The sequence below is a fragment of the Kineothrix sp. MB12-C1 genome, from assembly GCF_030863805.1.
In the GTDB taxonomy this organism is placed as follows: Bacteria; Bacillota; Clostridia; order Lachnospirales; family Lachnospiraceae; genus Kineothrix.
In genome coordinates, this window is the sequence record NZ_CP132957.1 from 1,906,818 (window position 1) to 1,926,868 (window position 20,051).

At 39.7% G+C, this 20,051-nt stretch carries 21 protein-coding genes; 1 reads left to right on the forward strand and 20 read right to left on the reverse strand.

The features are described from left to right. Positions 1-73: 73 nt before the first annotated feature. The 17 genes from RBB56_RS08820 to RBB56_RS08900 form a co-directional block, all read right to left on the reverse strand. Positions 74-625, reverse strand: a complete 552-nt coding sequence (locus RBB56_RS08820; protein WP_306721995.1) for a Fe-S-containing hydro-lyase — start codon at positions 623-625, stop codon at positions 74-76. A 164-nt stretch (positions 626-789) separates the two neighbouring features. Next, positions 790-1,632, reverse strand: a complete 843-nt coding sequence (locus tag RBB56_RS08825; protein ID WP_306721996.1) for a fumarate hydratase — start codon at positions 1,630-1,632, stop codon at positions 790-792. Positions 1,633-1,647: 15 nt separating this feature from the next. Beyond that, on the reverse strand, positions 1,648-2,058 hold the full coding sequence (locus tag RBB56_RS08830; protein WP_306721997.1) for an HIT family protein: 411 nt from the start codon (positions 2,056-2,058) through the stop codon (positions 1,648-1,650). Between the two features lie 69 nt (positions 2,059-2,127). Next, positions 2,128-3,114 (reverse strand): SCP2 sterol-binding domain-containing protein, encoded by a 987-nt coding sequence (locus tag RBB56_RS08835; protein ID WP_306721998.1) that lies wholly within the window; start codon positions 3,112-3,114, stop codon positions 2,128-2,130. A gap of 39 nt (positions 3,115-3,153) precedes the next feature. Next, entirely contained in the window at positions 3,154-4,185 is a 1,032-nt protein-coding gene (locus RBB56_RS08840) for a rhomboid family intramembrane serine protease (protein WP_306721999.1), read from the reverse strand. 89 nt (positions 4,186-4,274) lie between these two features. Beyond that, entirely contained in the window at positions 4,275-5,714 is a 1,440-nt protein-coding gene (locus RBB56_RS08845) for a DUF6382 domain-containing protein (RefSeq protein WP_306722000.1), read from the reverse strand. Between the two features lie 13 nt (positions 5,715-5,727). Beyond that, positions 5,728-6,171: a TadE family protein gene (locus RBB56_RS08850; RefSeq protein WP_306722001.1), complete on the reverse strand. Its 444-nt coding sequence runs from the start codon at positions 6,169-6,171 to the stop codon at positions 5,728-5,730. Further along, the gene (locus tag RBB56_RS08855) at positions 6,164-6,583 is read right to left on the reverse strand and encodes a prepilin peptidase (protein ID WP_306722002.1); all 420 of its coding nucleotides are present in this window, start codon (positions 6,581-6,583) and stop codon (positions 6,164-6,166) included. The genes RBB56_RS08850 and RBB56_RS08855 overlap by 8 nt, the downstream gene beginning before the upstream one ends. Positions 6,584-6,595: 12 nt before the next feature. Continuing rightward, the gene (locus tag RBB56_RS08860; protein ID WP_306722003.1) at positions 6,596-7,246 is read right to left on the reverse strand and encodes a hypothetical protein; all 651 of its coding nucleotides are present in this window, start codon (positions 7,244-7,246) and stop codon (positions 6,596-6,598) included. 358 nt (positions 7,247-7,604) lie between these two features. Further along, positions 7,605-9,044 carry a DUF5702 domain-containing protein gene (locus RBB56_RS08865; RefSeq protein WP_306722004.1) on the reverse strand — a complete coding sequence of 480 codons (1,440 nt, stop codon included), beginning with the start codon at positions 9,042-9,044 and terminating at the stop codon, positions 7,605-7,607. Beyond that, positions 9,041-9,226 (reverse strand): Flp1 family type IVb pilin, encoded by a 186-nt coding sequence (locus RBB56_RS08870; RefSeq protein WP_306722005.1) that lies wholly within the window; start codon positions 9,224-9,226, stop codon positions 9,041-9,043. Before RBB56_RS08870 ends, RBB56_RS08865 begins: the two co-directional genes overlap by 4 nt. Before the next feature lie 75 nt (positions 9,227-9,301). Next, the gene (locus tag RBB56_RS08875) at positions 9,302-10,783 is read right to left on the reverse strand and encodes an immunoglobulin-like domain-containing protein (protein ID WP_306722006.1); all 1,482 of its coding nucleotides are present in this window, start codon (positions 10,781-10,783) and stop codon (positions 9,302-9,304) included. Between the two features lie 91 nt (positions 10,784-10,874). Next, complete coding sequence (locus RBB56_RS08880; protein ID WP_306722007.1) at positions 10,875-11,636, reverse strand: type II secretion system F family protein; 762 nt, start codon at positions 11,634-11,636, stop codon at positions 10,875-10,877. Next, entirely contained in the window at positions 11,599-12,822 is a 1,224-nt protein-coding gene (locus RBB56_RS08885; protein WP_306722008.1) for a CpaF family protein, read from the reverse strand. Before RBB56_RS08885 ends, RBB56_RS08880 begins: the two co-directional genes overlap by 38 nt. Then, a complete protein-coding gene (locus RBB56_RS08890) occupies positions 12,806-13,816 on the reverse strand; it encodes a hypothetical protein (RefSeq protein ID WP_306722009.1) in 1,011 nt (336 codons plus the stop codon). The genes RBB56_RS08885 and RBB56_RS08890 overlap by 17 nt, the downstream gene beginning before the upstream one ends. After that, the gene (locus tag RBB56_RS08895) at positions 13,816-14,340 is read right to left on the reverse strand and encodes an A24 family peptidase (protein ID WP_306722010.1); all 525 of its coding nucleotides are present in this window, start codon (positions 14,338-14,340) and stop codon (positions 13,816-13,818) included. The genes RBB56_RS08890 and RBB56_RS08895 overlap by 1 nt, the downstream gene beginning before the upstream one ends. A 198-nt stretch (positions 14,341-14,538) precedes the next feature. Next, positions 14,539-14,811 carry a pro-sigmaK processing inhibitor BofA family protein gene (locus tag RBB56_RS08900; protein ID WP_306722011.1) on the reverse strand — a complete coding sequence of 91 codons (273 nt, stop codon included), beginning with the start codon at positions 14,809-14,811 and terminating at the stop codon, positions 14,539-14,541. Between the two features lie 153 nt (positions 14,812-14,964). On the opposite strand from RBB56_RS08900, the gene RBB56_RS08905 reads away from it, so the two are divergent. Then, entirely contained in the window at positions 14,965-15,252 is a 288-nt protein-coding gene (locus tag RBB56_RS08905; RefSeq protein ID WP_306722012.1) for a DUF2508 family protein, read from the forward strand. Here RBB56_RS08905 and RBB56_RS08910 read toward each other — a convergent pair. From RBB56_RS08910 to RBB56_RS08920, 3 genes are read right to left on the reverse strand one after another with little or no spacing between them, the layout of a single operon-like run. Then, entirely contained in the window at positions 15,214-15,690 is a 477-nt protein-coding gene (locus tag RBB56_RS08910; protein ID WP_306722013.1) for a flagellar export chaperone FliS, read from the reverse strand. The genes RBB56_RS08905 and RBB56_RS08910 overlap by 39 nt on opposite strands. 14 nt (positions 15,691-15,704) lie before the next feature. Then, positions 15,705-16,877, reverse strand: coding sequence for a flagellin N-terminal helical domain-containing protein (locus RBB56_RS08915; protein ID WP_306722014.1), 1,173 nt, complete (start codon positions 16,875-16,877; stop codon positions 15,705-15,707). Between the two features lie 2 nt (positions 16,878-16,879). Beyond that, a complete protein-coding gene (locus RBB56_RS08920) occupies positions 16,880-20,032 on the reverse strand; it encodes a DUF6240 domain-containing protein (protein ID WP_306722015.1) in 3,153 nt (1,050 codons plus the stop codon). Positions 20,033-20,051: the final 19 nt, after the last annotated feature.

The window sequence follows — 20,051 nt, forward strand, 5'->3', positions numbered from 1 at the left end:
TCTATATTTATATGATGTTGGAGTCAAAAGGTATTTTGATCCTGGTATCATTTATATTCGTATATTATGGAAGTTATAATTCTTCATATTCCTTAAGTGCCATCTCATATAAATTATTACCACTGGAATCAAGGACAACAATTACAGGGAAATCCTCCACTTGCAACTCTCTGATTGCTTCTGTTCCGAGATCATCATAAGCAATTACTTTTGAACTTTTAATAGAACGTGACAAAAGAGCTCCCGCACCGCCCACTGCTGCAAAATATACCGCGCCATTACGGACAATTGCTTCCATGACTTCCTGCGTACGCTTCCCTTTACCAATCATGCCCTTTAATCCCATATCTAAAAAGGTGGGGGTATATTTGTCCATTCGACTCGATGTTGTCGGACCTGCTGAACCAATAGGCCTTCCATCTCTTGCCGGAGAAGGACCCATATAGTATATAATATTATTATTGAGATCCAGCGGCAGTTCCCTACCATCTTCCACCGCTTCATACATTCTCTTATGTGCGGCATCTCTTGCTGTATATATCCTTCCACTAATATAAACATAATCCCCGGCTCTTAGATCTTTCGCCACTTCTCCGCTTATAGGTGCAGTTATATATTTATCCATTTTGTCCACAACCTTCTTGTTTTATTATTGCAAAAGTGTGCTTCGCCTACTCTCACGTTTGAATATATTTGCAGCATAGCTTTTGTTCCGCGCACGTAGCTGCTCATCCATCCTTTATCCCAAGGGCTTTCTTATAATTATAAAAATCGGTAATATCAGACTCCTTAAATCGTTCGAACTGCATGTCTATTCACATGACAGCAAATATTTACAGCCACAGGAAGACCGGCGATATGTGTAGGATATGTATCTATATTCACTGCAAAGGCTGTAGTTCTCCCTCCAAGGCCCCCGGGGCCTATACCTGTCCGATTGATTTGATCAAGCAGCTCCTCTTCCATTTCCTTTATATAAGGAATATCAGAACTTTGATTCACCGGACGGGTGAGTGCACGCTTCGCCATCAAAGCACATTTTTCGAAAGTACCGCCGATGCCAACCCCCACTACCATGGGAGGACACGCATTCGGACCGGCATCTTTTACCGCCGCTAAAATAGCCTCCTTCACACCTTCGATTCCATCGGATGGTTTTAGCATGAATACACGGCTCATATTTTCGCTTCCGAAGCCTTTCGGAGCAACTGTAATCCTCACCTTATCTCCGGGCACAATCTGGTAATGAATAACTGCCGGAGTATTATCCTTCGTATTTTCACGAATGAGAGGATCCTTTACTACAGACTTTCTCAAATACCCCTCAGCATATCCTTGTCTTACCCCTTCATGGATTGCCTCTTCTAATGTGCCTCCTTCAAAATGAACATCTTGACCAATCTCCATAAAGATAACAGCCATTCCTGTATCCTGGCAAATCGGAATCATATCGCTTGCTGCGATTTCAAGATTCTCCTGAAGCTGACGTAAAACCTGCTTTCCAAGAGGCGCTATTTCTTTTACTACCGACTCACTCATCACTTCTCTCATATCTTCCGACAGATAATGATTCGCTTCTATGCACATTTCCTTTATATTATCTGTAACTTCAGATATCTTTATTGTCCTCATAAGTCAGCCTTTCCATTATTCCACAAGCAATCTTCTAACTTCGCTCAATTCCTCGGATGTGGGTTGTAATGCCTTCCAGCCAAGAACCTGCCCATCCTCTTCATAACGAGGAATCAGGTGTAAGTGAAAATGAAACACCGTCTGTCCCGCTGCCTCCCCATTGTTCTGCACGAGGTTAAAACCATCACATTCTAATTTCTCCGTCATCTGAACAGACATCTTCTTTGCGAGCAGCATTACCTTAGATGCCAATTCGTCAGGAAGCTCGTATAAACTACGATAGTGATTTTTCGGTAAAATGAGTGCATGCCCCTTTGTCGCGGGGCCCAAGTCAAGAATTACCTTAAAGTCTTCATCCTCATAAATCTCCTTTGACGGAATATCTCCATTCGCTATTTTACAAAAAATGCAGCTATCATCTCTCATAATTCCATCTCTCCCTAAGTCATATGTTAATAAATCGATTTCTCTTATCATTCTTTCCGGTTGCAAAGGTTAAAATACAAAAAGATGGTCAAGGGTACGAAGTACTTTGAAATCACCTTTCAATTTCATTACCCCGGACATGAAGGCTCTTTGGAAAGTCATTCTCGCATAAATAATATCATCCAGAATTTGTGCGTTGAGCTGCAGTTCCACATCCGCATAATCAGAAGTACCATAATAACACTGCAAATCAGCATTTTCCACTTTGATAATCAGTTGCTTTTTACGTCCTTCTATTACAATTCGATAAGCTGCTTTAAATCCAGGCTGCGGACGGAAGTTTTGTTGAAACCTCTCCAATATCCCTTCATTCTCTTCGCTATCGGAGTTATCAATTAAATTTCTAAATAGGTTGGTCAGCTCTTGGATATCTTCTTTCTGTCTCTGTACATATCTATCATCAGAAGCATACTGAGATAGCTGTTCTGTTTCCTGAGGTGTCAAATCCATCTGAACCTTGGACGTCATCTGGCGAATCGTCTGATTGCTGGCCGGAAAGCTTACCGTCTTCTGATTCACTGTCCGGTACATATTTTCAGCTTTCTTTTCAATTATCGCAATATATTCCTGATTCACTTCCAACAATGAAGTATCCGCAACATAACCACACATACCGCTGCATGGGCGCCCTCCGAGAATCTCCCAGGCAGATGATAAGCTAAGCTTTCCTTCCCTCTCCCCGTATGTGGTTGACATAACAATAGGGCACATATAAATATTGCTGATTTTCTCTTTGTCTCCGTAGAGCCAGCAGGAGTCCAAAAATTGCTGCATGAACCCGCCGATTCCATACCATTCTACCGTAGTCGCCAGAATAATACCGTCCGCCTCTTTCAAGGTTTGAGGTAACGTCGTAATACTATTTTTAAGTTCAAGCAGATGGTAACGTTCCACATTTACCCGAAGCTCTTCCAATACCTGCTGCATTCTGTTAATTACAAATAAAGTCGGGTCATCGATAAGCCCCCTGCCGCCATAATAAATATTGATTTTCATTTACATCGATTCCTTTCCCCTACATCTTCGTTCATCAAACTATAACTTTTCCATCCTCTTATTCGAAAATAATACCCATAACAAGAATGCAACTCCTACTCCGCTTAGAAATCCACCAATATGTGCAGCGTTATTAATGTTACTGCTCACAAATCCACTGTATAAGGAATAAGAGATCATAAATACTAACCGTCCCAACGTAATTTGATTCCAACGCCCCTTATGAACCAGTACAAGAAGCAAAAGTGCGCCTATCACTCCAAATACAGCACCACTGGCTCCTACCGATATTACATAATCGTGCGTATATATTTCATAGCTCATTGACAGAAGATTACCAAAAATTCCTGTGATTAAATAAATAACTGCATACTTTACATGCCCGAAGTACTTCTCTACCACTTTCCCCAAATAGAAAAGAATAAGCATATTGCTCACCAGATGATTGATATCCCAATGCAAAAAGGTGGAGGATAAAATGCGATAATACTCTTTATCATAGATTATATGTGTGGCACTAAATGCACCCTTATTATATAACAAATCACCTGTAAATGTACATATTATATAAGTAATGATATTAACAGCGACTATAAAAAAAGTAATAAGGGGCTGATTGCCTGCTTTTCTTTTCTCCCTCTTATCACCCTTTTCCTTCTCCGGCACGAATTCAGAAATATGATCAAGCCAATACTCCAACTTTCCCTTCATACCGTAAAAATCACTGATTTGGTTCTCATACACGATAAGCCTCTCTTCTATCGGATCGATAAGCCAACACATCGAATCCCCCTTACTCAGCTTTCTCGCCTTTTCATAGTCCGTACTAAGAATCAAAGATAAGATATGTACCTCTCTAATTCCTTTTTCATGAAACAGTTCAACTATCTTTTTCTTTAGATGAATATATTGATCTTCTGAAATATATAATTCATTTTTATAATCAATAATATGAAAAACGTTGACATAGTTATTTTCCATATGAAAATAAATTGTAAATTCCGGCAGACTGGAAGGAATTTTATTATAATCCTGCTGGATCAGAAAATGTTCCAATTGCTCTTTTACCATACTACCTCCTATCTACTATGATACTAGTGAGTATAGAATACTTATGGTAAAGGGTAACATTTTCGTAAATTTGTGTCAATGAATTTACATTATCGGTAGCAAAATGTCATTTTCCCAAATCTTATTTCATCTCCCGCCTCTATAGAAACAGTTTCGTTCGGTTCTAATCTCAACCCATTCTTAAAGGTTCCATTCGTAGAATTAAGGTCCGTTACATATATGATTTCTCCCTCTTTCATAAAACGTGCATGAATCCTGCTTATCGTATCATTTTTAATTACAACATCCACATTACCCGCCATCTTTCCTACGGTACAAGGCAACTTATTTAAATCAATGTGATACTTATTGCCTTTATTAATGCCATATAGTTTATTTTCCAAATTATATAAGGAAGATTCTATGAAAACGGTACTCCCATAAGAGGTTTGTGACCGCTTGTCCATATTTTCTTTAAAATAAGTATCTACTGCCATATATTGATTTACTGGCTGTATTTCTTCCTCTTCACCTACCTCTTTCTTTGTATACCCATTTTTCTTCCGAATAGGTGCCATAATAAGGGATAATATTAGAAAAGCAGAAACAATAATAAGAGTTATAATACCTGCTATTGTTAGTATCGATTCTTCTATTGATAATACATAAAAATACCTGATACAGATTATACCAATAATCGCCCCGATACATAAGACCAATAATATCGTAGAAATTATCATATTTCCTTTTATTTCCGCAGCACTTTCTTCTTCCTCACTCTCTTTCTCATCCCACCAAGTCCTTTCATCTTCTCCGACGTGCTGCAAGTTTCTTCCTGTTTCATTTCGCAATAGAATATCATTGCTTCGGCCTGTACTGTCCGGATCAGCCTTTTCATATTCACCCTTTATTATATGATTATCCACCTCTTCACAATCCCGGTATTCCCTCGACTGCAATATCTCTTGCCCCATCTCCACATGTGGTTCACTTATACGATTTACGCATGATTCATCAAATAACAGAAGAATTTCCGGTAATATGAAGTTCCCATCCTGAATACGCTCATATATTTTATATATGATATTGGTTAACTTTTCATCTTCTCTATCTGTCCTTTCTAGCAAAAACTCAGCAAGCCCCATAATAGGTATAACTTCCGCATTACATTCTATCGGATAATAAACAAAGAAATATGTTTGCTCCTCCGGATTGATGTAGATGAATTCCGGATACAACAAGAGATAATTATCCTCTAGCAAATACTCCTTTATTTCCTTAGATGCCTCATAAATATATTCAAACAGGCAATAAACTTGCTTATAGCTTATGCCACTACTTTCATAGAAGATTTTGATACTCTGCTTCGAACTTATTTCATAATAAAAGTATACCTCATCATTAATGCTTCTTATACTGCAAGGCAAGAGCGTCCTCATTCGGTTCCTTATGAGCATTCTATTTTGATATTCGTTTTTTACCCCCTCAGCATCCTCCTTTAAAATCAAATAATTATGACTTAAATCTTTATAATATTTTGCATCTAACATATTTTCCTATGTCCTAATCCTCGCTTCTATCTTTAAATTTTTCGCCCGCCTTCTTTATCAGGCGAATTCTACGTATTGTTTCCTCAGGGGCGCTTATATGGGCTTCCCCTATCGCTTCCAGATTCCATCCTTTTCCAGACTTTCCTTGTATTCTTACAGTTACCGCTTTGTTGCTTATCGTAATGCTTTTGTGCAAGTCTTTCATTCCCACATATTTATTCCCGAATTGTATTCCGGCACTTTCCTCCAGATACTCAAGAATCTCACTCTCTCCTTCTTTATCACTGATACTCCCTCTGAAGGCAAGGATATAAGCATCCTGCGAAAGAACGCACCTGTTGTAGAGAAAAAAGGTAAGATATATTAGTAATGCCATTAGAAAAATAACTAATGGCATAATCATGGATGCCTCAACCGTTAAATAACCATTTACCTTTCTCTTAAAATAATCAGACAAACAGTATAACCCCCAATCCCATAGCAATAAAAGGAATAAATGGCATCTGGCTCTTTCCATTTACCTTTTGAAGAACGAGTAATCCCAGTCCAAGGATAGCCGAGAACAAAAGACCTAGCAAAACAGCCAATGCACATTTGGAAAACCCAAGAAATATCCCTAGAACAAGTACTACAAATCCATCTCCATACCCAATGCTTTCCCCAGTACAAAGACTAAGCCCAAGCATTGTTGCTCCGGGAATTAATGAATATAGAAATACATGCCAATGAAATTCTTGTATTATAACGGTACCGACCAAAGAAATAATTCCAAACACGCCTATCAAAAGAATAGGAATTTCCCTTTTCCATAAATCGAATACCATACATATCCCCAGAAAAATGATTGCTGCTATATATTGAATATCCATTCACTTTTACTCCTAGCCACATTTTGAACATCGTCCCTTCCCTCCCGCTTCGGAAAGGTGCATCGAATGAACCGTCCGTTTCAAACCTGAACAGTGCAAAGAGTTGTGGTATCGATTCCCCTGTCCCGTAATATACAATATGGCTGGAATACCTCCTTCCCCGCACCTTTCACATGCATAATATTTTTCTCCATACTCATTTCTAATATCTTCTTTCATAAATGCAGAAATCATTTCAACCGAGGGGCAAAGATAAGTGCAACTTCGGGATAAATGGTATACCACTCCCGTCTCCGCCACAAATACAATAGGATCTTCATCATTTCTATCGCCCAAACCATTTTCTACATCATATCCAGTCCATGCCCTTCCATAATATCTATTTTCCATAGGAAAGCTTGGAAATCCAATCGTACGAATAAGAGGCTTTACACGATAGGATGCGATGAGATCCACCACATCATTCTCTTTCATAACAGAGGACTTCATAAAGTGTAGTCCAGCCGTTCCGGCCTCAAGGCACGTGTTATTCAGATAATCTGAACCAAGCAAGCTAATTACTTTACCCCTGGCATAACCTTCCGATAAAATAACAGAGCTTATTCCTTCCAAAGATATCCCCTTCTCCTCCACGCTTTTATATGCATATCCACTAAAAATCATTTGGTTGCCAGTCTGATGCATAGCCCCCGCTATACGACTATGTAAATGCAACATATCAAAAGCAAGTAATATATTAATTATGAAAAATAAAAAGAGGGGAACAGCAATGGATGCTTCTACCGTCATGCTTGCCTTACAGTATAAAGAGGGGAAAAACGATATCCTTTTTACGGACTTTCTAATTAAGAACTGACAATTGTCAGAAAGACTTGTAATAAAGATTTTTGCCCGGAGAAATGCTTGTGTTTTCATATGTTTTTGATTTTTGATTTTATCCGTCCGAAAAAAGGACATCATTCTTCCCCCTTTTACACCCTTTTCCAATAATATCCATAACCGTTCAGTACCTTCTCAGCTACTAATATCCATACCTTTTCTGAATATCCATACAGTATCCGAACTCACTGGAAACTCCGATTTCAGCGAAAAAGCTATCAAAGCAAGCATCCATTCTAAAATATATATTTCCCGGAGTTTTTCGTATATCCATTTCCATAATATCCATAGTGCGCATATTCTTAATATTATCCGCTTGAAGGAACAGCATGATTCTTAAATAGTCTTCATAGCTTAGTCCTCTCCCTCTGCCTTCGTTCTCAGGTATACTTCCTCCAAAATCTTCCACGCTATCGATATCAGTTTTCCAATCCGCGCTCGTCTTCATAATGGGAATCTTCCCTCCATCCAGCAGACATCTTACATCGCTTAAGCTTTCTATATATGCCCATGCGAATAAAATAGAATACTTTACAGGTTCTACCAAGGCAGGAACTTGTAACACTGCCGTTAAGGTAAGGGCCAACGCTCTTGCCTGCGCACATTTTGCCGAATCTGATAAAATGTAAATTACGTTAGCCACCTCCCGCCACAGCAAAAGCCGTTTTGCCACCTTTTCCAAGTTATCAGAGTCCGATTCCTTTCCTTCCAAAATATATTCAATTTGATATTTTAATAGTGATTTATCCAACGTATTTCCATACCTACTACACTTCTCAAATAAATAAGAATCAAATAAAAGTCTGTCCGTTAACCCCTGTGACCTTTTTACGTCCGGGTGAAGTCCGGTTCCCTTCTTTGTCGATCTGTGAGAGATATAATTATCTGCATTTATTACCTCCTCCGATAAGGATGAAGTATCCTTAAGCAATAACCTCAAAATACCGATTCCTCTGTAGGCATTTACCTTATCTGCCGGATTATCTAATGAAATTTCCACCACCTCTTCTTCCTTTTCCTCCTTAGGCAGCTCAATGGCATCAATCTGTGCCTGGATATCATTTCTCTCCCCTTCAATATTTCTGGAGTTCAGGCCAACCTCCTCTAATAATGAGATATTTTCCATCACTTGTCCCACAACCTCCGACAATACTCCTTCCACTGTACTTTCTTTCATATATTTAAGTACCTGTTGCCGCATAACATCACCATTTTCATCAGAAGCTATCGAGTATTCCGAAATAGTAGAACGGTCAACCGACAAAGATAACCAATCCCTCGAACTAATAATTCCCCGTTCCCCTACCGTAAAGTTCTTCTGCATATATTCTCTTAAATGTCCTTGTGATCTCTCGATGGAAGGAGATGCCGTTCCATAGGACATATCTACGAAAAGAAGATCATATTGTTCTAAAAGCTCTCGATGAAATTCTGCCAGCACACTGTTCATTCCAATATCCGCCACACATTCCGCCTCCATTCGGATTGTACTTATCCTAGCTCCCTCTACGAGGGTTAATATAAGAGATAATAGCAAGGCTAGTGATAAAGAAAGATATACGGTAAGATAGCCATGTTTCATGATAAGATCGTGTTGCTGTCTTGCGTAATCTTCTTAAATATATTTGTTACTAATGTCTGTAACTGCTTCTTGAAAATAATTACCAGACCTATCAACACTACCAATATAAGTATAATTTCCACCGTCCCTAATCCATCTTCTTCCGATAAAAAACTTTTTATGTTTTTTAGTTTTTTTCCCATAATTTCAGTCCATCCCTTCATTTGTCTTTCAGTTCACTCTTTTTAGATTCCTGCAAAACTTTTTCCACACCCTTTTCAAATGGAAAAGGAAAAGTATGCCGGAATAATAATAAGTATCATAATAATGCCAAGCATGAGCATCATCGGAAAGAGAAGCTTCGTTCCTGCTTCCTCTCCCAGCTTTTTGGCTACATTTTTTCTTTCCTCAAAGGCACTTATCGTTTCCTGCTGTAAGGCGGTAAGAATACAATTACTTCCTTTCTTTAAGTTTTGTATGAGAAGATTGCTGAGCTTCATATATTTAGATAGTCCGCATCTCTTCCCAAACTTTTCATAGGCTGTCGCTTCCGGAATTCCACTATCTAATTCATAACATGTGATTAACATCTCTTCATATACATAGCGCATGTTATTCTTTTCCTGAATATCCTGTTCCTTTCTCTTTTTATAATTCTGAGCCGTTCTATAAAAAGCATTGCGTATTGTCATTCCTGCTCCCATATAAAGGGTGAGTTTACTTACAACTCCCGAATAATCTAACAATAACTGCTTATTTCTCTGATCCACCCTTTTATCCAAATCATTATCTAAGAGAACATAAATACTGACTGCACCAATCCATGCAAGAATGAATAAATAAAAACTATAATCTTCTTTATTCTCCTGCCATTGTATCTTCACTCCCCCCTCTCCTTCCACAGATTCAGGCAGTTTCATATTTTCACTATTTCTGCTGATATTCTCCTGCTGCCCCAGGGCTTCAGTAATTTGTCTTTGCAGTAATTCTTCCTTGGAATAAATAGGAGGGCAAACACGGAAAGCAAATACATGCTCTTCCCTATAGCTGCCGTAAATTAATACTGCTGTCAGATTAACTATTTCTCCATCTTCACCCACCTCCTCACAATTAACGGTACCATCCGTATATATAAGTCCGTAGTTATCGCTATCCCACTCTATTCGGAAGGGATAGTCTTCTACCTCTCCCGGTAAGTTCAATTTTCCCCTCACTTCCTCCGGGGAAATATTATCTCCAAGTATAATACCAGGGAGCGAAGAGGAAACCTCTTTTGCCAACTGAATGACTATATCTTTTTCATATTCCCTTTCACTTACTGTAAAATTAAAATCCTGCTTATACTCCATTTCACTATCCGTTATCTGTGCCTGTAAATCGGCCTCAATACTTCCTAACCCATAAGTATTCCTCTGTATATACTTCCCGTCTGCCAATATCCCTTCGCTTAGGCTGCTTAAATAAAGAAATAAGGCAAACACATCCCCTGCAAAAACTAAAAGAAGTACGAGGCTAATCTTTTTCATATAAAATTCATCCACACGACTATTAAGGGAACCCGGGTAAAGCATTGCCAGATAATCTTTCACCTTTCTGAAAGAAAACCGATGGCTATCCCGCATTTTCTTATACAGAAATAGGGCTATACAATCGAAAGGATTTCCCTGTACAACGGCTCTCTTTTCACTCTTCCTATGTTTCAAGGCAATACCGTATAGAAGAAAATAGGCAATTAAAACACTCCCATAGATTATTATCATTTTAACAACCGCTCACCTCCTGTATTGCGCAATGTATATATATTTTTCCACATACCTGGCATTCGTTACCGCTCACATACTTCCTCTAACTTTATACTTCAATATGGACAACCTTTCTCGATAGCAATACCGCCATAATATAGACACCCAAGCAGATCGTCATTATGATAATGCCTGGAAGATTATGATATAACACATCGAAATAGCCTTTTGATGTCACATGAATATATAGGAGAATTCCGAAAGGAACCACATTCATAATCTTTTGCTCCATTTGCTTTGCTGCTAATAGTATCTGAATCTCCTTCTCAACTTCCGCCTTTTCTTCTATAACTGTTACACTTTTTTCAATAATTTGTGTCATATTTCCTCCGCTTCTCTTGGCTGCGGCAAAAACCTGAGCGAATTCCAACACATCTTCTGTCCGGCTTCTTTTGGCAAAATCGTATAATAACTTCTCTAAAATAATGTTATTTCCAAGACCAATTACAATATTATGAAGTTCTTCACATATAGGGCTGTCTTTGCCATATAGCAGAACCATATCTCCATAAGCCTGGCGAAAGGAATTTTCCACAGAATATCCCGCCTTTTGATTCGCCGATACGGATAGGATTGCATCCTTAAACTGTTCTTTTATCTCCCTCCTTCTCTTTCTTACCAAGGATTTATTCTTTTCCTTGATATATAAGAAAAACAACGGCGAAAGGAATAAAACCGCCCATAATGATCGATAGAAAAAAAGAGAAAGTAACATAATAATTCCTACACCTTCTATCATACTTTTTATCTTATCTTTATTGGATATCCTATGATCAAAGAGTAATTCCCGCCGCTTTAAGTTTCTCCACATGGATAAGTTCTCCTCTCTTCCTAAGCATTCCTATTACCTTACCATTGCTATCCTCCCCTTCTTCCTCAAACGAATATAAAGACGACAGCTTAATTTCTCCATCTTCAACTCCTGTAACCTCTGCTATCTCCATAACCTTTCTACTTTTATCCCGAAGACGCCCTAAATGAATGATAAGGTCAATACCGGAAGCAATCTGCTGCCTGATTGCCGGAATCGGCAGATCCATTCCCATTAGTATCATTGTTTCTAATCGGGATAGCATATCCCTAGAATTATTCCCATGACCGGTTGACATCGATCCGTCATGACCGGTATTTAGACATTGCATCATATCGATAGCTTCGCCTCCTCTTACTTCTCCCACAATAATTCTAGTCGGCCTCATGCGCAAACTCGTCTTAATTAAATCTCGTATCGTAATTTCTTTGCAGCCCTCTACATTGGCATTTCTCGTTTCCATTTTCACTATGTTTGAGATATTCCTGATCTGAAGCTCTGCATTATCTTCAATAGTAATAATTCTTTCATCCTGAGGAATGTAATAGGATAGCGCATTTAAAAATGTTGTTTTACCGGAGCCTGTCCCTCCGCTTATAAAGATATTGTATTTGGCCTGCACCAATTTCTCCAAAACCATACTAACCTCCGGCGTTAAAGAACCAAATCTAATTAAATCTCCCATCATGACCGGACGGTCCGGAAATCTTCTTATTGTTACAATAGGCCCATTCAGTGCAACAGGACTTAGCACCACATTCACGCGTGCACCATTTTCTAATCTGGCATCTACGATGGGCGAGGATTCATTGACGGTACGATTGCAACCTGCAACAATTTGCTGAATGACATCCTCTAGCTTTTCTGTGGATTCAAATCTCATATTATAAGCAAACACCCTGCCTTCCCTTTCAATAAATATATGGTCAGGTCCATTAATCATAATTTCTGTGACACTCGTGTCATCTATAAGTTCTTGCAGAATATCTAACTTCCTTATAGAATAGAAAAGCTCCTGCCTCAGCCGCTTCCTTTCCTCTAATCCAATCCCATATCGCTTACTCTCCTCTATCATCAAATGATCGATAATGTCTTTGATTTCTGCATCGGGCATTTCTCTGGAATAATCGATTCTTTCCAGAATTAATTCCTTTAGCTTCTTTTTTATTTCATCCTGTCGATTCATAAATATCTTCCTCGATAACCTTCTTGACATAAGTGCCTAATTCTCCATGGGTTAGCCTTTCCAACCCATAGGGCAATCTGTGGAAAACGGGAAGATTCCATTTCCTTGTTTTCACGGCTATATCCTCATAATCAGTCATGCGGAGCATTGCCTCATATTGCTTCATCTTAGCTAATGCCAATCCATCTTCTTTTGTTATCGTATAAATTTTAAAACATTGCCTTAGTATATCGAACAAACCCTGTATTTGTTCTGACAAATCTAAAATCATATATTCATAGTCTGAGATCTCTTCGATTTCCTGAAACAGACGCAGCCATTGTTCCCCGTCCACCATGCTTAGATCCCGGTAGGATACTACCGGAGGGATGAAATCCATTCCATTCAGCGACTGTACCATTCCGGCAAACCGATATGCCAACTTTTCCCTCTCACAATTGAAATAGTACAATACATCGGTAATATCCACGCAGAACTCTCTATTTAGCAGGAAACTAAAGCCGGAATAGCTTTCGAAGTTCAGATATAATACCCTATGCTTCTTAGCCAATACCTGCCCCATAGTCAGGGCAAAAGTCGTCTGCATGCACCTTCTTATAGGTGTATAATTGCCTATAATTTTCATTCGGCTTTTTGTACGCAGTTTCCTTGAAATTCCGCTTACCTCTCCGCTATATTCCTCCATGATTTCTCTAAAAATTATTTCTGAGGCTTGGTACTTATTAATATTTCTTATACCTTTCCCAATCTCTTCCCCGCCTTCGTTCAAAAGAATAATCTGGGTGATCGCAAGTTCTTTCACTTCCTCGCTATAGGTATTTTCAGCAATCAATAATACCTCTATTTCTTTTCTGTCGCTAAACTTCTTAAGCTCCTCCATATCGGTGAAAGCATAAATTGTAAACGGAAGCACCTCTTTGCTTTCTATGTATTCCATCAAGCGATGAAGATATTTTTCCTCCCCATCACATATTGCCAGAATCTTTTTATTCATTAAAAAAACCATCCCCCTTTTACTAATATTGCACCGAGTAATACCGGAAGTGCAAAATGTATTTTGCCTTTATTTCTCTCCTTCCTATCCTGTATTTCCTCTTCATATAACTTCCATTCCCTATTCCTGAATACGTCGCAGACATACGACCAAAGATATTCCATGCGTTGCACAAAGTTCCCTTCCGCAACCATTTTGATAAAAGAAAAAACTGCTCCCATTAGAAATGCTGTCATGACACAAGAGAGAATTTCCCTTGCTGTAAAGAAACTGCCGATTGCTGATAAAAGTTTGATATCTCCTGCCCCGAAACTTCCTATCATAAAAAGCGGATATAAAATTATAAAAGGAAGTATCATAGATAATAATGCATTTAAAATTCCTTCTACTCCGGACTTCCATGCCATATATGACATACCCGTCATAATTATTATAAGAATCCAGCCATTAAAGATTTTATCGAATAGAAAGTCCATAACTACCGATACAATCAACAGCAAAAAAATAACAAAGATAATGCACATCGCTCCCTTCCTGCATATAGTAATAAGTATAATAAGATGTTTGGAAATTCGGAACGGATTGGACAATGACTGAATCTGCTTGTCCTGTTCCTAAGACTGTTACTTCTAAAGATTTGTTTGAACTGTAATCAAAATTATAGTGGCTAAATTACGGCTTGTCTAGTACTTTTGATAAAAAAGTAGAACTTTGTTAATTCTCTACAAAAGTGCATATAAATTGATTCCATAAAGTGCGATAAGCCCCGGAAATCCAAGAATTCCAGACGTCAAAACAGTAATCGGATTGATGCCTATTGCGATAGAAATTCCTTGGGAAACGAGAAATCCATTAAGAAAAAAAGCAGCCACGGTACCGGTCACTGCACGAAGAATAAAATTGATGACCCATTCCTTCTTTCTGCGGAATGCACTTATCAGGAGAACAATAACACAAGATGCGCCTATTATAATCGCGCCTGCATAATGATCCATAATGATACTCCCTTCAAAAATCGTATAACTTTGATTATACAATATATGACCTGTACTTTTTTCTTATTCCATGAATATTTGTTTTCATTGTGTCTATACTTAGAAAAAGAGGAAATTTTTGGTGAAATTTTGTTTTCGAAAAGAGGTGTATGAATGAAAATATGCTTTAGTCAGACTCCCTGCCACAACCAGAATATCAGCGAAAAAGAAATGCAAAGAAATAGTATTTTAGCTGATATAGAAAAAACTCGCTGCGCCTTGGAAGATGCATATGCCGGTTTTGACAATGTGACTGATCCTGACTTGATTGACTGCTATATCTATGAGGTGAACTCTGTTCTGAAAAGATATAAATTCTTATTAGAACAGGCAGCAAAAATTAATTCGCTGCCTGAAGAAGAATTACACCCTGAATCCGCGGTCAATGTTTTGATCGGCTAGATTCTCATTTAAATTGTTTTTACCGTATGTTAAACCCGCATATACGGTCTGTACATTTTCCATAACTGGTCCGGACGTATCCATTTCATCGAGCTGCACATAGGCTCCATGAAGACCGTTGATCACCTTTTCAATGTGACCTAACGGCTCCGCGATATTCCGGACCTCTGCTTTGGCCAATTCTCTGTTCACATATAAGTAAAGCTGCAAGAAATTCATTGCAAGGCTCTGTTCAAAATTAAGAGAAGCCAGCAACTCGTTGACACATCCTCTCGCTTTGCGTATGGCACCTCTAAATTCCATTCTATCTTCCTTATTATGTGCTTCCTTTGCTTCCTCCACGTAAGCCAATACCATTTCATATAAAATCGTAATGAGCTGCGTCTTATTCGCTTGTGTGATCCTCAAGGTATATTCTTGTTTCCGTTCCTTTGTCATGAACCATCCTCTCCTTATTGCAGAAGCTGCAGTACCTGTGCAGGCCTTTCATTCGCTTGCGCCAACATGGACATGCTCGCCTGAGAAATTACTTGAATCGTCGTATATTCCGTCATTTCTTCCGCCATATCCACATCCATAATTCTGGAATAGGCAGCAGTTACATTTTCACTCGTAATGTCCAGACTGCTAATACTATGCTCTAAACGATTCTGGTATGCACCGAGACGGCTTCTTGCGCTGGAAATATATTTAATCGCACCGTTTACACTATCAATTGCTTTCGAAGCACCATCTACATTACCTATACTCAAATCTTTAAGACCCATTTCTTCCAAGGCTATCGTAGGAATGCGGATATCCAATGTCTGTCCCTCATTCGCACCGACCTGCATGGTCATCGCTCCGATGCCTGTCATATCCAGTTCCAGGTCATCCGTACTGGTAAAATCTACTACACCCGGTATCGTTGCTGTAGACGGTGCCACAACCTTTATATTAACTTCAAAAGTCGGATCTCCCGCACTGGTAATTTTAATAATATTTCCTATCACTTCGGTTACCTTAGCATCCGTAGGAAATGCCGGCGTTCCCGAATGATCCGCAACAAAGTTCGTAATGAGATTAGGTGCCAGAGGATCGAACACTACGTTTCCTTCACTATCAAATTCAACTTCTAAATCTGTAATCAAATAAACCCCAGGAGTTACACTATCGGAATAATAACCCACTTTTACACCGTCAACATTCGCATAGCCCTTCAAGTCGAAATTACCATTGAGAAGCGGCTGTCCATTGAACTGTGTATCATTAGCAATTCTCGTAATTTCTTCTTTCAACTGAATGATTTCTTCTTCGATCGTTGCTCTATCCACATCGCTCATCGTTCCTGTGCTAGCCTTAACAGCGAGCTCATTCATCCTCTGTAAGATATCGTGAACCTCAGCGAGCGCACCGTCGGCTGTCTCAATAACGGAAATAGCATCACTACTGTTCTGAGAAGCAACGCCGATTCCCTTTATCTGGGCATTCATCTTTTTTCCCATAGCCATTCCAGCCGGGTTGTCCTTCGCTTCCACAACCTTTAATCCGGAGGACAATCTTTGCAAAGATTGAGAAAGCCTATTATCATTTCTCGTCAATGCATTATTGGCAATCATAGCCGGAGTATTATAACAAATTTTCATAATTAGAACCCTTCACCTTTCTGTATATAGCCGATAAATATCTTAGCCGTATCGTATAACTTCTTCGTGGGCACTTCTTGTCCCTTATTATTTTCTTCCGAGATACCCTTTTCTCTCTTCCATTCCTCTGCCCGAACGGCTTCCGTCAAATCTATTTCCTGATGATAGATATAATTTAAGCTGCTTATGCTAATTCCGGATTGCCCTAATGCTTCCTCAAACTGCTTCCTAGATTGACTGAGCACTTGAAGGCCTTCCCTATGGTCGCATATTACGTATCCGGACATTTGATAACCCACCAAGCCTTCCATTTCTTCCGGCTGCCTCGTAATATGGAATCTGGCTGCTGCCTTTCCATACGTTTCTGTCTGCATAGTAGCCGTCACACTTCCACCGGCATCCGCATCATGGATTATTCTTAAATTAATGGAAGTTATTTCCCCATCAATATTTACAGGCACTTCATAGTTCTCTTCCTTTGCCAGATTGCGCACAAGGGATACTTGCTTATACATATTGCTTATTTCCCTTATATCTACTGAATTTATGTTCATTACTTCTGCCGCATCCCGGCCATGGGAAACTTCTTCTAAAATATCGTTAAATACTTCTCCCAGCTTGTGGTAAGCTTTACCTGCCGAAGCTTCATCTGTCATGTTCTCATGCAGATTGTGAATAGCTTCTTCCAAGTTCTCCTCTTCCTGACTTCCCTCTGCAAGCTCTCTCATCCTGCCTGCCAACTTGCCGCGTTCCTTCATTAAAAGCCCGGATGCCAACAGATTGTTGGCGGTAACCGGCTGATCGAACTCCAAAAGCGCCTTTACCACGGCATCTTCTGCCCTCATCGCTTCTCGCATTGTGCCGATTTGCTCTCTTTGATACTCCTTGGCAAATGCTAAGTCCTCTGCTTGTTCCCGAAGCATCGATGCTATCTTCTCCAGGTTCATATCCCCGGATATCATTTCCGGTGATAACTTCCCGCTTTCTAAATGATCGAAGATATCGGCCGAAAGTTTACGATAATAACTGTCAATTTGCTCCGAGATACTTTTATTCTTCGATACAGAAGATACCCCTCCGAAGAAATCATCCACTCTCCTATCCATTCCATGCTTCTTATTACTCCTCATGGCGGATAGAAGATTTCCTACCGTTGGCTCCATGCCTTGATGAATCAGTGTTCCTATGGCCGCCCCATCTGTCTTATCCAATTGACGAAATAAACGGTAGATACCAATATAGGCCTCTTTCTCTTGTGCTGTAATGGCATTCGATTTTTCTAACTTATAGAGGAATTCACTATATTTTTCTATGCTCTTTTCCGGTTCCTGCTCCTTGCCGGAGAAGTAATTCTCCAACTCCTCTATGCTCATAATAAGCGGATTCTTCCCATCACGAATCATCTCCAATACCGATCCGGGTGTCATCTTTTCTACTGCGCGCTTTATCGTAAGATCGTTCTCTTTTACTGCTACTATATTCTCCTCGGAAATTTCCATCTGATTATAACCGAGAATACGAACTGCCCGTCTGTTCTCATCGGAGACATCCAGATTCATACTGCGCAAAATATCATCCACATTGCGGAATGCTTTCTGTATAGAATCTCCCATATCCGAACGGGGAGCAGTCATAAGTGTTTCATAGCTTTCCCCTGCCTTTTCGTAACTGCTTCTTAGTATGTTTCCTTCTGCATGCACTCTTTCCAGATTAATACTATCCGTACCATCTATCCGAATAAGATGAGTGATCCTTCCTGCCAACGCTGCTGGCATATGCGGAATCTCCCGCACCTTTGCCAAAGTGTCTTCATATACTTTCGCACGTTCAGATATTTCTCCCGTGCTGTTTCCCCCGAATAAAACTTCCTGTCTATGCTGTTCCGATGACTTCAGCGCATCTACTAATTGTGTAAGTTCTGCTGTATCGATAGCGAATCCTCTGCGTATTAAGTATAGATTCGCCTGTACCGTCATCTGCAGACGCACCTCTTCCAGCTGTCTTCTTCCTGAAAGATTGACTTGTACCGCCTCTGACTTATCTTTATCCAAATCCAAAATACCTGCATCAATCTGAAGCTGTGCTGCTTTGAGATTGCGGATATTTAATATCTTACCTTCCTGAACCGTCAGGTCTACTGCCTCTTCACTAATCGAAGCCACATCTTCTATATAGCCGATGGTCTTTTCCATATCGGTTCTGCCATCCGCCAAGTTCGCACAACCTGCCCCTCTACCATTAGCAATTGCCGCTGCCGCTGCTTTTAATGCATCCTCTAACGTACGAGGGAGCTCCAAGTCGTTCAACCCATGGAATGTCTGTAAGGATTCTTCCGTCAAAGGGACACCCTTTTCTATCAGCCATTTCGCATCGGCGAATGTCTCCTCTGATACTTCCAGACCTGCATTCTCAATGACCTTCTCTATCTGAGGTGCAAGTTGCTGCCAGTCATAAGTATCTGCCTTCTTCGCATAATAACCGGCGGCGTCTTGATAATAACCCTTGCCTTGTTTTCCCGCATCTGCTGCGGTACTATACTGTGCTTTATACAAGTTATCGACGGTAGTCTCCATATGGTTACGGACCATATACTTCTTAACACCATCATTCAAATCGTCTATTTGAATTGCTCTCTTACAAGCTTTTAGCACATCCTCCACATTTTCTTTTGTGATGGGTATGTCATATTCTCCGAATTGTTTCACCAGCTCATTAGCAAATGCCGCACTTCCTGTAATGCGAGTAAGAGTCTCCACATCCAAATCATCCGTATATCCGGCAATATGCTTACCACCCTTAGCAAGAGCTGCTTTTATTTCATCAACAATCGTAACAACCGTCTCTATCTCCGTATTCCCCGGATGATAGCCTTCTTCCTGCAGTCTGGCGAAATCTTCCCCGGACATAGTATTAGACATTACGGCCATATAGTTTTTCTGCGTGGCAACGTCAATTTGCCCCGCTTCCTGCATAACGTCTTCTGCGGTCTTTCCCTGACCATCATAAGCAGTGTTATCCATAACTGTGCCAGAAATGTCTAATGCAAATACTCCCTTGTTTCCTGTCTCTTCCACGCGGGAGCCGCTATTTGAAGTTGTTACCCTGTCTACATTGGAATGGGTCTTAATCCCATTATTATCAAAATTAATATTCATATCTATATTCCATCCTGTA

Bases quoted from the DNA above. Each gene is read 5' to 3' on its own strand.
- RBB56_RS08820 (WP_306721995.1), bottom strand. From the start codon at position 625: ATGGATAAATATATAACTGCACCTATAAGCGGAGAAGTGGCGAAAGAT.
- RBB56_RS08825 (WP_306721996.1), bottom strand. From the start codon at position 1,632: ATGAGGACAATAAAGATATCTGAAGTTACAGATAATATAAAGGAAATG.
- RBB56_RS08830 (WP_306721997.1), bottom strand. From the start codon at position 2,058: ATGAGAGATGATAGCTGCATTTTTTGTAAAATAGCGAATGGAGATATT.
- RBB56_RS08835 (WP_306721998.1), bottom strand. From the start codon at position 3,114: ATGAAAATCAATATTTATTATGGCGGCAGGGGGCTTATCGATGACCCG.
- RBB56_RS08840 (WP_306721999.1), bottom strand. From the start codon at position 4,185: ATGGTAAAAGAGCAATTGGAACATTTTCTGATCCAGCAGGATTATAAT.
- RBB56_RS08845 (WP_306722000.1), bottom strand. From the start codon at position 5,714: ATGTTAGATGCAAAATATTATAAAGATTTAAGTCATAATTATTTGATT.
- RBB56_RS08855 (WP_306722002.1), bottom strand. From the start codon at position 6,583: ATGGATATTCAATATATAGCAGCAATCATTTTTCTGGGGATATGTATG.
- RBB56_RS08860 (WP_306722003.1), bottom strand. From the start codon at position 7,246: ATGATTTTTAGTGGATATGCATATAAAAGCGTGGAGGAGAAGGGGATA.
- RBB56_RS08865 (WP_306722004.1), bottom strand. From the start codon at position 9,044: ATGAAACATGGCTATCTTACCGTATATCTTTCTTTATCACTAGCCTTG.
- RBB56_RS08870 (WP_306722005.1), bottom strand. From the start codon at position 9,226: ATGGGAAAAAAACTAAAAAACATAAAAAGTTTTTTATCGGAAGAAGAT.
- RBB56_RS08875 (WP_306722006.1), bottom strand. From the start codon at position 10,783: ATGATAATAATCTATGGGAGTGTTTTAATTGCCTATTTTCTTCTATAC.
- RBB56_RS08880 (WP_306722007.1), bottom strand. From the start codon at position 11,636: ATGTGGAGAAACTTAAAGCGGCGGGAATTACTCTTTGATCATAGGATA.
- RBB56_RS08885 (WP_306722008.1), bottom strand. From the start codon at position 12,822: ATGAATCGACAGGATGAAATAAAAAAGAAGCTAAAGGAATTAATTCTG.
- RBB56_RS08890 (WP_306722009.1), bottom strand. From the start codon at position 13,816: ATGAATAAAAAGATTCTGGCAATATGTGATGGGGAGGAAAAATATCTT.
- RBB56_RS08895 (WP_306722010.1), bottom strand. From the start codon at position 14,340: ATGTGCATTATCTTTGTTATTTTTTTGCTGTTGATTGTATCGGTAGTT.
- RBB56_RS08900 (WP_306722011.1), bottom strand. From the start codon at position 14,811: ATGGATCATTATGCAGGCGCGATTATAATAGGCGCATCTTGTGTTATT.
- RBB56_RS08905 (WP_306722012.1), top strand. From the start codon at position 14,965: ATGAAAATATGCTTTAGTCAGACTCCCTGCCACAACCAGAATATCAGC.
- RBB56_RS08910 (WP_306722013.1), bottom strand. From the start codon at position 15,690: ATGACAAAGGAACGGAAACAAGAATATACCTTGAGGATCACACAAGCG.
- RBB56_RS08915 (WP_306722014.1), bottom strand. From the start codon at position 16,877: ATGAAAATTTGTTATAATACTCCGGCTATGATTGCCAATAATGCATTG.
- RBB56_RS08920 (WP_306722015.1), bottom strand. From the start codon at position 20,032: ATGAATATTAATTTTGATAATAATGGGATTAAGACCCATTCCAATGTA.